We start from the raw sequence: 15,031 nt of genomic DNA, 5'->3' as shown, positions 1-15,031 counted from the left end.
ACTTATAGTTCCCTATATGCGGGATTCTTCGTTAATTTTAATTTAAAATTTATGATGTATAATGGATTTGATTTTTAAAGGAAACGAAATGAACGACCCCACGCAATCTATTCGAATTCCGAATCTCCCAAAAGAACTCGAAGGACTCCAAGAGATCGCACTCAATCTTTGGTGGAGCTGGAACCCAAAAGCCAGACGACTTTTTCGAACGATAGATGCCTATCTTTGGAAAGAGAGCGTCCACAATCCTATCAAACTCCTGCGTTCACTTTCAAAAAAAGATTACGAAAAGCTTCTTGTAGATGAAAATTTTATAAATGAATACCATTATGTGTATGCACTTTTTAAACAGTATATGCAAATACAAAATCGATGTGTCTCATCCCAAACGATAGCCTATTTCTGTGCAGAATATGGTCTACACAGATCCCTCCCTATCTATTCTGGAGGACTTGGATTTTTGGCCGGAGACATCCTTAAAGAGGCAAGCGATATGAATCTACCTATGGTGGGCATAGGTTTCATGTATCCGGGTGGATATGTGCATCAGGTGATTGGAAGTGATGGATGGCAAAAAGGAGAAAATGAAAAAATCGAAAAAGAGATCGCTCCGATAGAAAAGGTTATTGATGAAAAAGGGAATCATTTGACCATTCAAGTTCCTTTAATCACTCCAGCAGTCTACGTTTCTGTATGGAGGGTCAATGTTGGACGCGTGAGCCTCTATCTTCTCGATACAGATATCGAACAAAACGATCCCTGGGATCGAATGATCAGCTACCGTCTTTACACATCCGATATGCATCAAAGACTCAGGCAGCAAATTGTTTTGGGTGTAGGAGGTCATGCGGTATTAGAAAGACTCGCAATTGAGTTTTCCATTCTCCACCTGAATGAAGGGCATCCGGCTTTCGCTTTAATAGAAAGACTTCGATACTTTATGGAAAATGAAAAACTCGAATTTAAAGATGCAGTAGAAAAGGTGAAAAAAAGTTCCATATTTACGACTCATACACCGTTGATGGCTGCAACGGATGTTTATGGATTTGATATGGTAGGGAAATATTTTGGAGAGTATGCAAAGAAACTAAATATCAATATAAACGATCTCCTTTCCTTCGGTATCGATCCTGCCAATCCATCAAATGGGTTCAACATGACCGTACTGGCTTTGAAACTTTGCGAATATAAAAACGGTGTAAGTAAAAAGCATCAGCAAGTCGCTACAAAGATTTGGCAACAAGTATTAAAAGAGCAAAATGCCCAGATTGATGCAGTAACCAATGGAGTACATCTGGGTACGTGGATGGATGGTGATTTGGAAAAAGAGCTCGATAAGACACTTGGGAGTGAATGGTGCGAATTTCAGGATGATCCCGACATCTGGTTTAAAGTTGATGATATCGATGAAAAGTTCTTATGGCAGATGCATATGCAAAACAAATATGATCTATTCAATTTCATCAAAGAGAAGGGACGTAAAAAATGGTCGGCTGGCGGAACCGATCCTATGGTGCTTTTGGCAGAAGGTGTGATGCTCGATCCAGAAGTCCTCACCATCGGTTTTGCAAGAAGAATGACAGAATACAAACGTCCTGATCTGATACTGTATGATCTTGAAAGACTTGAAAAGATTGTCAATGATCCTTCAGAGCCTATTCAGATTATCTTTGCAGGTAAAGCCCATCCGGCAGATATTCCTGGAAAAAAAATTATCCAAAAGATCTTCAATGTGGCAAAAAATCCGAGGTTTCAAGGCAGGATCGCTTTTATAGAAGATTATGGCGAGGAGCTTGCAAAATATATGGTCAAAGGATGTGATGTTTGGCTCAATAATCCAAGACTCCCTCTGGAAGCCTGCGGGACCAGCGGTATGAAAGCCTCCATAAACGGAGTTTTGCACTGCTCGACTAAAGATGGATGGTGGGTAGAAGGGTTTAACGGCAAAAATGGCTGGACTTTTGGCGTGGATCCAAGCGATGATGCGAAGGATGCAAATGAACTGTATGATCTTTTGGAAAACGAAATTATTCCACTCTATTACGATCAAGATGAAAACGGGATCCCATCGGAATGGACGAAAATGATGAAAGAAGCCATCAAAAGTGTAGCACCACATTTTTGCGCACGAAGAATGATGAAAGAGTACAAAAACAAATTTTATGACAAGATAGGGGAAGAATGAACAGTCTGATACCGGGCAAGAAAGCCCCCAAAGATATTTTGATAGATACGGCAAAACTGGTGAGCGAATATTTTTATCTCAAAAAAGATCTTTCTCCTGTAAAATTTGGTACAAGTGGGCACCGAGGAAGTGCCGAGAATCGTAGCTTCAATGAAGAGCATATCTTTGCTATATCTCAGGCAATCTGCAACTACAAAAAAAAGATAGATACCAAAGAAATCATTATAGGAATCGACACCCATGCCCTCTCCACTCCAGCAAAGATGAGTGCGTTACGAGTATTTGCAGCAAACAGGATTGAAGTGATCCATACCGACAAGTTCACCCCTACCCCTGTTGTGTCGTTTACGATTTTGGAGAAAAACAGAAGTGGCAAAAAGTGCGATGGTATCGTTTTGACGCCTTCACACAATCCACCGGAGGATGGAGGTTACAAATACAATCCTCCACATGGGGGTCCGGCCGATACGGATGTGACCTCGATCATCGAAAAAGAGGCAAATGAGATATTGAAAAACCAAAACTACGAAACAGTCGACTATGAAGATGCTTTAAAAAAAGCACATATCAAACAAGAGGACTTCATCGTTCCCTATGTAGAGGCTTTGAAAGAGATAGTGGATATGGAAGGGATCCGTAAAGGGGGACTAAAGCTTTGTGCAGACGCTCTTGGAGGCTCTACCATGCAGGTCTATCGAAAGATCAAGGAGCATTATGGTCTGAAGATGGATCTTCGTCACGACTATCTTGATTACCGTTTCTCCTTCATGACGCTCGATCATGACGGAAAGATCCGAATGGACTGTTCCAGCCCCTTCGCTATGGCCTCTTTGCTTGAGATAAAAGATAGATACGATCTAGCCTTTGCGAATGATACCGATGGAGACCGCCACGGCATCGTTACTCCTGTTGGCGGGCTAATGAATCCAAACCACTTCTTGAGTGTGGCGATATGGTATCTCTTTACCAATCGTCAATGGCCAGAAAACCTCAAGATTGGAAAAACATTTGTTTCCAGTTCCATGATTGATCGTGTGGCAAAGGCTTTGGGAGTGGAAGTATATGAAACGCCGGTTGGGTTCAAATGGTTTGCGAATGGTCTGTATGAAGGGTGGCTTGGATTTGCCGGTGAAGAGAGTGCTGGGGCCAGTTTCTTGCGAAAAGATGGGACTGTCTGGACAACGGACAAAGATGGCATTATCATGGCGCTTTTAGCCGCGGAAATCAAAACCAAAATCAAAGATCCGGCACTTATCTATCAGGAGTTGGAAGCACAATTTGGCAAAAGTTACTATGAGCGTATCGATGTACCTGCAAATGAGGAGATAAAAAAGAAAATAGAATCAATCGATCCTCGAAAAATCGGTTTGAAAACATTGGCGGGTGAGCCGATAAAAGAGCTGTTTACGGAAGTAAACGGCATGAGTGTCGGAGGAGTGAAAATCGTCACCGAAAACGGTTGGATTGCCCTAAGGCCATCCGGTACCGAAGATATCTACAAAATTTATGCAGAAAGTTTTTTATCTAAAGAGCACCTTGAAGGACTGCAAGAAGAAGCAAAAACCATTGTAAGGAATCTCATATGAATGCCTACCATTTAGACTATCCGTTAGAAATTGACAATGATGTAAAAAACCTTATGGTAAACGCATACGGTGCTGTACTGCATGAAAAAGAGAATGGCGTGACGGGATATTTTAATCTGCCCGAAGAGTCACAGCTCATAGTTGAAGAGATCAAAAAAAGAGAGCTTGATCAAAAATTTGAGAGAATAGTTGTTATCGGTATAGGGGGTTCATCCCTCGGAACAAAGGCAATAGACCATTTTTTAAGATACAAAAAAGATCGCAAGCCGATCTATTTTTTAGAAAACCCAGATCCTGTAGCGATTCGTCACAATTTCCAGCAGATTCCAAAAGAGGGTACCCTCTTTGTTGTTGTCTCCAAATCGGGAGGAACTATTGAGACAATCTCTATCTTCAAAGCTGTTCTTGCACACTACAAAATCGATCTGGACAAAGAGAATGATCAGATTCTTGTTATTACCGACAATGACTCTTCTCTTCACGCTTTTGCAAACGAGTATGGAATCGAGAGTTTCGCAATTCCCAAAAATGTTGGTGGACGATTTTCTGTCATGAGTGCCGTCGGCATAGTTCCCTTGACGATAGCCGGATACGATACGCAGAGCTTTTTGCAAGGTGCCAAAGCAATGTTCGATCGCTTTTTCATGCTTCATGAAGAGCACATTCTTACAAAAGCGGCTTTTATCTATAAAAATTGGCAAAAGTACAGAATGAACGTTCTTTTTTCCTATGCCGATGAACTGGAAGACTTTAACAAATGGTATGTTCAACTTTGGGGAGAGTCGCTTGGCAAAAAAGATCGAAACGGCAACCGTGTAGGTCCTACACCGATCGCACACATAGGCTCGGTGGATCAACACTCCTTTTTGCAGCTCGTCATGGAAGGTCCGCAGGACAAAACGATCACTTTTATCTGTATCGATAATTTTGAAGAGGATCTAACCATTCCGGATATCGCTTTGCCTCATTTGTCAAAAACAGACTTTGTCAATGGCTCCACATTCAATAGACTCATCAATGAAGAGTGCAAGGCAACGATGCGGAGTATAAAAGGTCAAGATATTCCCGTCGATAAAATCGTTCTTCCATTTATGAATGAAGAGAGTATTGGTGAGTTGATGGCTTATTATGAACTGCTCACTTCTGTAGTAGGAGAGATGTTTGGCATTGATACCTACAAGCAGCCTGGGGTGGAACTTGGCAAAAAATTGCTGAGAGAAAGGTTCGTAAACAAATGAGAAAGTTGCACCACTACCAAATCGATCCCCAATATCAGAAGAGTGTTGCCTACTTTTCTATGGAGTTTGCCATCGATCAAGCACTCAAAACCTACTCTGGTGGACTTGGCTTTTTAGCAGGCTCGCATATGCGAAGTGCTCGCGAGCTTCGTCAGAATATTATCGGTATTGGCATGCTTTGGAGCTACGGATACTACGATCAAAACAGATACGAAGACAATACACTCAAGGTTGATTTTCGACGAAAATTCTACTACTTTTTACAAGAGACCGGTATCGTGGTCGAAGTTATGATCAACAATAAACCTGTAAAAGTCAAAGCCTATCTTCTTCCAGGTTCGGTTTTTGGTACTGCTCCAGTTGTTTTACTGACTACCGATATCTTTGAAAACGATTATCTCAGTCAGACAATATCCCATAGACTCTATGATATCAATGAGGAGACCAGAATCGCACAAGAGATTGTTTTGGGTATCGGCGGTTTAAAAGTACTCAAAGCTCTTGGACAAGATATCGAAATCTATCATATGAACGAAGGGCACTCTCTACCACTTGCTTTCGAGCTTTATCAAAGCTACAAAAATATCGAAGAGGTGAAAAAACGGCTTGTATTTACGACCCACACTCCGGAAATGGCGGGTAATGAAGAACATGATATCGGCCTTTTGGCAAGAATGGGGTTTTTTGCAGGATTGAACGCCGAGGAGGTGCAACATCTTCTTGATTACCATGCGCAAAATTTTTCTTTGACGGTGGGTGCTTTGAAATTATCGAAAAGATCGAATGCAGTATCGAAGATTCATGAAAAGGTTTCCAACCAGATGTGGTCTCATGTGAAGGGAAGAAGCGAGATCGTCAGTATCACCAATGCGCAAGATATGAACTACTGGGCCGACAAACAACTGCTGAGCTGGATGCAGGAGCATGAAGATTATCAGTTGATTGGCAGAAAAAAACATCTCAAACATAAACTTTTTGAAGAGGTGGCGGATCAGACGGGGAAACTTTTTGATCCTGATGTATGTACCCTTGTGTGGGCTAGACGATTTGCTGAGTATAAACGACCAAAGTTGCTTATCCGGGATATGGAGCGCTTTCGAAATCTTGTGCAAAACAACGATACGCCTATCCAAATCATCTGGGCAGGCAAGCCCTATCCTTTCGATACGAATGCTATTGATGCCTTTAATGAACTTGTGCTGATGAGCAAAGAGTTCAAAAATGTGGCCGTGCTCATTGGATATGAACTGCGCCTTTCCAAATTGCTTAAGCAAGGAAGCGACCTGTGGCTCAATACTCCTAGATGGGGAAGAGAAGCGAGTGGTACGAGTGGAATGAGTGCGGGCGTCAATGCAAGTATCAATTTTTCTATTGACGATGGATGGATCGCGGAATTTGCCAAAGATGGTCAAAACGCTTTTGTTATCCCCCATGCAGATCCGAATCTGCCCATAGAGGAGATTGATAGGCTCGATTATGAACATATGATGCAAAAGCTTGAAAACCTTATCTTACCGATGTATTACAACAATCCGAAAAAATGGCTCCAGATTGCCAAAAACGGTATGCGAGATATTTTGCACTATTTTGATAGCACGAGAATGGCGGATGAGTACTATAAAAAGATGTATACCTATAAGGAGTAAAAGATGATCAAAAAAAACCCAAAAAGTGTGACGTTTATCGTGCACACGGATGCAGATGAGGTGATCCTCAAAGGTAGCTGGAACGGCTGGAAAGAAGAGCCGATGAAAAAGAACAAAGATGGATCTTTTTCAAAAACGAAACGCCTGAAGGCGGGGACGTATGAATTTGGATATCTTATCGATGGTATCTGGATAACTGATGAAACTCTTCCTACCACCCCTTCTCCTTACGGGAGTTCCAATTCCGTTTTGAAGGTGAAACCATGAAAAAAATAAAAGCGGTTATCATGGCCGGAGGGTTTGGGACCCGTATCCAACCCCTCACACACTCCCTTCCAAAACCGATGCTCCCTGTTATGAACGTTCCCATGATGGAGAATGTTTTAAAGCAGCTTGTCAAAGTCGGCATCGATGAGGTGGTGATTCTTCTTTATTATAAACCCCAAATCATCAAAGACCATTTCAAAGATGGGAGCAGATGGGGCGTAAAAATCCACTACGTATTACCCGATGCAGACTATGGAACGGCGGGTGCGGTAGGTATGGCCAGAGATTATCTGGATACAACTTTCATGATAGTCAGTGGCGACCTGGTAACCGATTTTGATTTTCAAAAAATTTTGCAATTTCATGAAAAAAGAGAATCCAAACTCACTATTACCTTGACTTCTGAGGATAATCCGTTGCAATTCGGGGTGGTCATCGTCAATGAAGATGGAAAAATCGAGAAATTTTTGGAAAAACCGAGCTGGGGAGAAGTATTTAGCGATACGATCAATACTGGGATATATGTTATCGAACCAGAAATTTTAAACTACATTCCAAAAGCGGAACCCTTTGACTTTGCCAAAGATCTTTTTCCTCTGTTGATGAAAGAAGGAATCGATCTTTTAGGCTATACAGCACACGGATACTGGAGAGATGTGGGTAATCCAGAGAGCTACAGGGAAGTACACAAAGATATCTTTTTACAAAAAGTGAAGTTTGAAATTCCTGGCAAAGTGATCAAATATCCTGAAGGAACGCTCTATCTGTAAGGCGACAGCGAAATAGATAAAAGTGTTGAGATTATCGATACGGTAGTGATCGGCGATAACGTAACGATCGGGAAAAATACAAGACTGCACAATGTAACCATAGGCAATAATGTCTCCATCGGGCCAGAGTGTAGACTGAGAAACTCCATTCTTTGGAACAATATTACGATCGGGAAAAAATGTACTTTTGATAATGCGGTTATATGTAACGACAACAGTATCGACGACATGGTCACTGCAAAAGCAGGCGTCGTATTGGCCGAGGGGTGTCATGTTGGGAAATTCGCAACATTTGATCAAGATGTGACCGTATGGCCAAATAAGGAGATAGAACCCGCCGCCATCGTTACAAATAATGTTGTATGGGGGACGAAATATAAAAACGCTATCTTTCATGAAGGCGTCATACGTGGTAAAGCGAATATCGAAATCGGTTGTGAGATGTCGTGTAAAATCGCAGAGGCTTTTGCATCTTTGCTTCCAGAAGGGAGTACCATCGCTATAGGTCGTGATTTTGAAGATTCATCCAGGATGCTCAAACGTGCCTTTGATGGTGGAACTCTTGCAACGGGCGTCAATATTGAAGACCTTCAGGAAATACCACCATCAGTATTGAGATATTACATCCGAGCAAATGATCATATTGACGCAGGAGCCTATTTTCGCAAAAGTATCCAGGATCCTTCCAGCGTGGAAATCATATTGTATACCAATGAAGGTCACAGACTCGATACGGAAATGGCAAAAAATGTGGAGAAAAACTACTTTACGGAAAAATTTCGAAAAGTTGATTACAAAGCTATGGGAAAACTGGTTGATGACGATCGTTTAAGAAAGAGTGCATGCAAAATGTATCTACAAAAAATTGAAGAGCTTATAGATCATAAAATCATCAAAGGAAGCAATTTCAAAGTAGCGATCGATCTCATGTTTGGTATTACAAAAGAGATTTTCCCGCACATTCTTTCTGAGATCCAGATAGAAAATATTTTATTGAATGCCTATTATGATAGATTGAAACTGGAAAATATAACCCACTATGCCAAAGAGTCCCAATATGATGTGTCTCGTATCGTCACCGCATTGAATTTTCAGCTCGGGGTACTTATCTATCCACACGGCCAGCGATTAACGCTCATCAGTGATGATTGTGAAGTCTTAAATAGAGTTGATACGCTCATTGCGGTACTCCGTTTGATGGATATCGATGCGACTCAAAAAGGGAAAAAATATAAAGTTTTTTTACCATCTTGGGCACCGGATATGATGGATAACGATTTTAAGAATATTGAAATCGACAGAGGAAAATATTTTAATTTCAAAAGGGAAGAGTTCAAACAGTATGACCTGATTGCGACTGTTGATGGTAACTTTGCCTTTACGGAATTTGCATACCACAGGGATGCTATCTATGCAACGCTCAAAATTATGGAGCTTTTAAGTCGCCATAATATCCTGCTCTCTAAAATAGAAAGAGAAGTAAAACATTTTTATTATAAAAAGTGCAAAATCCCCTGTCCACAGAGTAAGAAGGGAAAAATGATGCGAAAATTCATAGAATATGCCCATAACAAGCCCCATTCTACTATTGATGGTGTTAAAATCTGGGAAAACGATACAGACTGGGTTTTGATGATCCCTGACCAGTATACTGAAGATCTCAATCTTTTCTTGCAAGCAAGTGACGAAGAGGAAGGAAAATTGCTGCACGACAAATACAGCAAACTAATAAGTGAGTGGATGAACGAGTGAAGATAGCGATACTATGGCATATGCACCAACCAGACTATAGGGATGAAAAGGGTTTTTTTACACTCCCTTGGGTTTTTTTGCATGCAATCAAAGATTACTATGATATGCCATATATCGTTTCACAATACAGTGTAAAAGTGAGTTTCAATCTCACTCCGATACTCATCGAACAGCTACAAGACTACATCCAAAAAGGTCCTTCTTGTGACAAAAATATACGACTCCTTCTTAAAAAAACGGATCAATTGACACAAACAGAGAAGCGGACTCTTCAAAAACTGTGTAAAACAGTGCATCCTCATACCATGGGATACGATCTTGACGATCGCTTTTTTACACTGTTTGAAAAAGAGGATCTTAATAATGAAGAACTCAACGATCTGGAAGTCTATTTTCTTTTATGCTGGTGTGGCAATTATTTAAGAAATACAAACCCTCTGATCCAATCGCTTCTACGAAAAAGCAGTTTTACCCAAGGTGAAAAAGAGCATTTGATAGATACACTCTTTTCTTTTTTGCCATCTATTCTCCCTCTTTATAAAAAAATGCAGGATGAAAAAAAGATAGCGATTTCAACCACCCCCTATTCTCACCCGATTCTGCCTCTTCTACTTGATATTGGTGTGGCAAAAGAGGCAAATCCGGCTATACCGTTGCCAAAGCACCCCCTCTCTTTACAAGATGACGCTGTTTTGCATATACAAAAAGCAAAAGAGATTTATAAAGCGGTTTTCGGCAAAGACCCAAAAGGATTTTGGCCCGCTGAAGGGGCGGTAGATGAAAAAAGCGTAGCGCTATATAAAAAAGAGAATATCACATGGATAGCGACAGATGAGGCAATCTTATATAAGAGTGAAGAGAGTGACAAATATAGTCCCTACTCTTTTGAAGGTGTAAAAATCTTTTTTCGTGATCATGAACTAAGCGATCTTTTGGGCTTCGTCTACAAAAATTTCCCAGCCGATCAAGCAGTCAAAGATTTTGCGCAAAGACTCCCCCAAAAAGGCACTCTTTTTATCATATTGGATGGTGAAAATGCCTGGGAGTACTATCCCAAAAACGGTTGGGACTTTTTGAACGCCTTGTATGCCATGCTTGAAAACAACGAGACCATCACTTTTGATGAAGCCTCCTCCCTACAGTCAAAAAGATTAAAAAAGTTGGCCCCAGGCTCATGGATCTATGGAAATTTTGATACATGGATAGGGGATGAAGAGAAAAACAGGGCATGGGAACTTCTGTTTCAAACTAAAAGAGATTCTCTGCATCACTCAAAAGATGCATATGTTCAGCGCCAATTTCTGCTTGCTGAGACCTCTGATTGGTTTTGGTGGTATGGATATGGACACTTTACAGAGTTTTCGCAAGAGTTTGACACCCTCTTTCGAATGCATCTTATGGCAATCTATACCCATCTTGGTATCACTCCGCCAAACGATATAAGGGTGCCGATTGTAGGATCGCACTCTATGCAGGCTACGATCAATGAACCTCAAGGTTATATATATCCTGTAATCGATGGGAAAGTGACCTCCTTTTTCGAATGGCTCGATAGTGGCTATTTGAATGAGGAAGTATCCTCAACGATGCAGAGTAATTTTGCCATTCAAAAGCTTTTTTGGGGAGAGAACGAGAGTTCCATCTTTTTTAGAATGGATGGAGAAGATATAGCGCTCCTTGATTGTCGGATTTTTTTTGATGAAGATGAAATCCAAATAAGCAGTATGGCAAAAGATGAAATAATTGAATTCGAAATTGACAAAAATGGTTGCAAAAAAAAGGAGTTTGAAGTTAGGATAGAAATCTATAAGAAAAAGAAACTTCTTCAAATCGTGCCATCAACCACAAGACTCTACATAAGGATCGACAATGACTACTCCATCCACTGGTTCGTATAAGGATATTCAATGAGTAGCTTCTATTTTGGGCTCCATATGCATCAACCCACAAACAATTTGCCAGAGGCTGTAGAGAATGCAGTAAAAAGATGTTATAGACCCCTTTTCCAAACCCTTAGAAAATATCCCGATTTTCGTTTTGCTCTGCACTGCAGTGGATGGCTTTTCGAGGAGATCCGTACAAAATACCCTGATGTCTTTGAAGATATTTTGTATCTGAATGAGCAAGGAAGCATCGAGTTTTTTACCGGTGGATTCTATGAACCGGTGCTTGCTAGCATACCACGAGAGGATCGTACCGTACAGATTCAAAAATTGAATAACTACATCGAAAAACTGTTTCACAAAAAGCCAAAAGGACTTTGGTTGACTGAGCGGGTATGGGAAAGCTCCGTAGCAACGGATTTTACAGAGTGTGACATCGAGTATGTGACGGTGGATGATTACCACTTTCTTGCAAGCGGCTTTGACAAAGAAGAGCTTGATGGTTACTTTTTCAGTGAAGAGAGTGGCAATAGATTTGCCCTCTTTCCAATCTCACAAAAACTTCGTTACGCTATCCCTTTTTATCCTGTGAATGACGCCATTGAGGCTATCTGCTCCTTTGAAAATGCCATATTGTTCGACGATGCGGAGAAATTTGGTCTGTGGCCAAATACATATGAGTGGGTCTATAAAGAGGGTTGGCTGGAATCTTTCATTCAAAAAGTTTTGCAAAGCGTACAAATAGAGCATTTCGAGTCTATGCTGTCAAAAAGAGCAAACGGGCTTGCCTATCTTTGCAATGTCTCTTATTATGAGATGGGAGAGTGGAGCCTGCGGTCAAAAGATACTCTTGAACTTGAAAAGCTCAAAGCAACAGTGGGTAAAGAGTACTTTGAGACAATCGGCATAAAATTTATCCGAGGAGGTATCTGGAGAAACTTTTTTGTCAAATATGAAGAGTCCAACAGATTGCACAAACGAATGCTTGATCTCTCAAAAAAACAAAAGAGTGAATATTTGTATAAACTGCAGACAAACGATGTTTTCTGGCATGGTATTTTTGGAGGGCTCTATCTGCCAAATCTAAGAGACAACGCCTATCGATTCGTTGCCGAGTGTGAAAAGAGCCTTGATGATAGGATGGAAGTTGGCGACAAAGATATGGATGGATATAAAGAGATTGAAGTGAAACGTGATAGCTTCGTCTGGCGCTTCTATGAAAAACAGGGAGGACAGATTATTGAATTATTGGATATTGCATCTTCTTTTAATTTTCAAAATACTCTCACAAGAAAATTTGAAGCCTATCATGAAAAGATTTTCCAACCGCAAAATCAAAAAGATGTAAAAGGGATTACTACAATTCATGAGATGGCTCCAAAGATCAGTGAGGAGGTTAAAAAAAATCTCTTTTTTGATTGGTATATCAAAAATTCGGCAATCGATCATTTCAGTGATGCATCCTTCAATACGCAGAGTTTTTTTCAAAACAGTTTCAAAGAGTATGGAGACTTTGCAAATCAGCCGTTTATATTACAAAAGCCTCTTGAGTTCCAGCGCAAAGGAGGCCTCTATCTAGACAAAAAATATCCCTCCACTTTGAAAAAGAACTATTTTGTCGATACAGACTGTTTACAAATCTCAATCGATTTTCACTCAACATATACAGAAGAGCTTCTCTACATCAGCGAGTGGAATCTCCATTTCGCCCATTATGAAACACTGCTTATCAATGCAAAATATTGCTGTGACGAATTGGAGTTTTTCTCAAAAAAACTTGAGATCAAGGATCCTTTTACAAAAAGAGAACTTCATTTTTCATTCAATGAAGCGGTACAGATCTATGCGGTTCCTCTTCGTACCGTATCGCAAAACGAAAAGGGATTTGAGCTTACGCAACAAGGCATTAGTATCGCTTTTTCTTTTGCCTTTACGAAAAACTTCAACTGGGATATGAAACTATGTCTGAAATAAGATACGATCTTTTGCACAACGAATATGTCCTTATAGCTCCAGAGCGGTTGCATAGACCCATGCCCCAACACTCTCTTTCGATGCATTCCACGCAAAAATGCCCTTTCTGTCCGGGAAATGAGGAGCTTACACCTCAAGAGATTTTCTCGGTCAAAGAGAATGGGACCTGGCAGACAAGAGTGATTGCGAATCTGTATAAAGCGGTTCAAATAGAGACTCCTTTTCTTTCCAAAAGAGATGGTCTTAATGAGATGTGGGGAGGATATGGAGCACATGAAATCGTAATAGATACGCCAAATCACTATGCAAATTTGCATACCATGAGCAAAGAGGAGATCTTTTGGTGGCTTTTTACACTTCAAGAGCGCTTTATCGATCTTCGCAAAGATCAGAAGATGATTGCTTTACAGATATTTAAAAATCATGGAATTAGCGCGGGTGCTACACAATCCCATCCCCATACGCAAATCATAGCTTTGCCGATTATGACAAAAACGCAACTTGCTCTTTTTGAACACTGCCAAAGATACTATCATCATCATGGACGAGCGCTCCATGAAGATATTATAAGTTTCGAAATAGAAAAAAAGGAACGAAATCTTTATGAAAGCGACAACTTTTTTAGTTATATTCCCTATGCCTCCTCTTTTGCTTTTGAGACCGTAATCCTCTCAAAAGATCTAAAGTTTGATGAGTGTTCGCAAAATGAACTTAAAGAGCTCTCAACACATATCCTCTTGCTGTTTCATGCACTATCAAAAGAGCTTGGAGATTTTCCATTTAATCTTGTTTTTTACCTTCCGCCACTCAATGAAAACTTTGAAAACAGCTCCTTTTTTCATGAAACAGAAAACATTTTTCGTTTCTTCATTCGTATAACCCCAAGGATCTATACACTTGGTGGTTTTGAGATTTCCACAGGATCGATGATCAATCCTGTACTTCCGGAAACGGTTGCAAAGCTTCTCAGGAGATGGTATGAAACTGGCTCTTGATATCGGAGGAACCTATATCAGATGGGAAATGATGAATGGCATAAAAGGAAAAGAGCGGCTTGATCGAATTGAATTGCAGACATTTATTGAGAAATTGATCAAAAAAGGTAAAATCACCCATGTAGGCATCGCCTATGCCGGGCAGGTTTTTAATAATGAAATACTCTCTGCACCCAATATCCATGCCGCTTTCAATCCTAAAAAATTGGGACTTCCCTATATTTTGGAAAACGATCTTAAATGTGCCGTTTTGGCGGAAGCACGATATTTCAATGCATCTTTTATCACAGCTTTATACTCCGGAACGGGTCTGGGAAGTGCAACCATAGAGCAAGGAGACCTCGTTCGTGGATTTCGCAATCTCTCGGGAGAAATAGGACATATCCCCTATAAGAAGGCTCCTTTTCGTTGTGGCTGTGGAAAAGATAACTGTATAGAACTTTTTGCATCGGGGAGTGGTCTACAAAAGTGGGCAAATTATCTCAAAATAGAGCCTTCTTTGGAGAATCAAACATTGTTCAATCTCTATTTAGAAGCTCTCTTGTATGCATCTTCTACCTTGTTGACCCTCTGTAATCCGAAAATACTAGTACTGGGAGGAGGGGTAATACAGAATAACTCGTTTATAATCGATCAAATAAAGCAAAAAATCGATGCTTATGCTCCCCCTTCGCATTGAAAAATAGTGAAATCACCCTTACAAAACTTGAAGATGCCTCACTGGAGGGGATAAAA

Annotated in this window: 11 protein-coding genes; all 11 read left to right on the top strand. The window is 40.5% G+C overall.

All coding sequences use genetic code 11. The features are described 5' to 3' along the window. Window positions 1–88 precede the first annotated feature (88 nt). Genes glgP (NIS_RS05120) through NIS_RS05075 form a run of 11 tightly spaced genes read left to right on the top strand, consistent with a single transcriptional unit; the run spans window position 89 to window position 14,975 of the window. The gene (glgP, locus tag NIS_RS05120; RefSeq protein ID WP_012082320.1) at window positions 89–2,185 is read left to right on the top strand and encodes an alpha-glucan family phosphorylase; all 2,097 of its coding nucleotides are present in this window, start codon (window positions 89–91) and stop codon (window positions 2,183–2,185) included. Beyond that, a complete protein-coding gene (locus tag NIS_RS05115) occupies window positions 2,182–3,771 on the top strand; it encodes a phosphoglucomutase (protein ID WP_012082319.1) in 1,590 nt (529 codons plus the stop codon). The genes glgP (NIS_RS05120) and NIS_RS05115 overlap by 4 nt, the downstream gene beginning before the upstream one ends. Further along, window positions 3,768–5,009, top strand: a complete 1,242-nt coding sequence (locus NIS_RS05110) for a glucose-6-phosphate isomerase (RefSeq protein ID WP_012082318.1) — start codon at window positions 3,768–3,770, stop codon at window positions 5,007–5,009. The genes NIS_RS05115 and NIS_RS05110 overlap by 4 nt, the downstream gene beginning before the upstream one ends. Next, window positions 5,006–6,655, top strand: coding sequence for an alpha-glucan family phosphorylase (gene glgP, locus NIS_RS05105; protein ID WP_012082317.1), 1,650 nt, complete (start codon window positions 5,006–5,008; stop codon window positions 6,653–6,655). Before NIS_RS05110 ends, glgP (NIS_RS05105) begins: the two co-directional genes overlap by 4 nt. Before the next feature lie 3 nt (window positions 6,656–6,658). After that, window positions 6,659–6,922: a glycogen-binding domain-containing protein gene (locus NIS_RS05100; protein WP_012082316.1), complete on the top strand. Its 264-nt coding sequence runs from the start codon at window positions 6,659–6,661 to the stop codon at window positions 6,920–6,922. Further along, window positions 6,919–7,692 (top strand): nucleotidyltransferase family protein, encoded by a 774-nt coding sequence (locus tag NIS_RS10315; protein ID WP_197524214.1) that lies wholly within the window; start codon window positions 6,919–6,921, stop codon window positions 7,690–7,692. The genes NIS_RS05100 and NIS_RS10315 overlap by 4 nt, the downstream gene beginning before the upstream one ends. A 45-nt stretch (window positions 7,693–7,737) precedes the next feature. After that, complete coding sequence (locus tag NIS_RS05095; protein WP_197524213.1) at window positions 7,738–9,444, top strand: hypothetical protein; 1,707 nt, start codon at window positions 7,738–7,740, stop codon at window positions 9,442–9,444. Next, on the top strand, window positions 9,441–11,342 hold the full coding sequence (locus tag NIS_RS05090; RefSeq protein WP_012082315.1) for a glycoside hydrolase family 57 protein: 1,902 nt from the start codon (window positions 9,441–9,443) through the stop codon (window positions 11,340–11,342). Before NIS_RS05095 ends, NIS_RS05090 begins: the two co-directional genes overlap by 4 nt. A 9-nt stretch (window positions 11,343–11,351) precedes the next feature. Next, a complete protein-coding gene (locus NIS_RS05085; RefSeq protein WP_012082314.1) occupies window positions 11,352–13,301 on the top strand; it encodes an alpha-amylase/4-alpha-glucanotransferase domain-containing protein in 1,950 nt (649 codons plus the stop codon). Then, window positions 13,289–14,296, top strand: a complete 1,008-nt coding sequence (locus tag NIS_RS05080; RefSeq protein WP_012082313.1) for a galactose-1-phosphate uridylyltransferase — start codon at window positions 13,289–13,291, stop codon at window positions 14,294–14,296. The genes NIS_RS05085 and NIS_RS05080 overlap by 13 nt, the downstream gene beginning before the upstream one ends. Next, window positions 14,280–14,975, top strand: coding sequence for an ROK family protein (locus NIS_RS05075; protein ID WP_012082312.1), 696 nt, complete (start codon window positions 14,280–14,282; stop codon window positions 14,973–14,975). Before NIS_RS05080 ends, NIS_RS05075 begins: the two co-directional genes overlap by 17 nt. The last annotated feature ends 56 nt before the right edge of the window (window positions 14,976–15,031 follow it).

Source organism: Nitratiruptor sp. SB155-2 (genome assembly GCF_000010325.1).
In the GTDB taxonomy this organism is placed as follows: domain Bacteria; phylum Campylobacterota; class Campylobacteria; order Campylobacterales; family Nitratiruptoraceae; genus Nitratiruptor.
The sequence above is the reverse complement of the archived record's forward strand: the minus strand, read 5'-3'. Positions and strand labels throughout refer to the sequence as shown.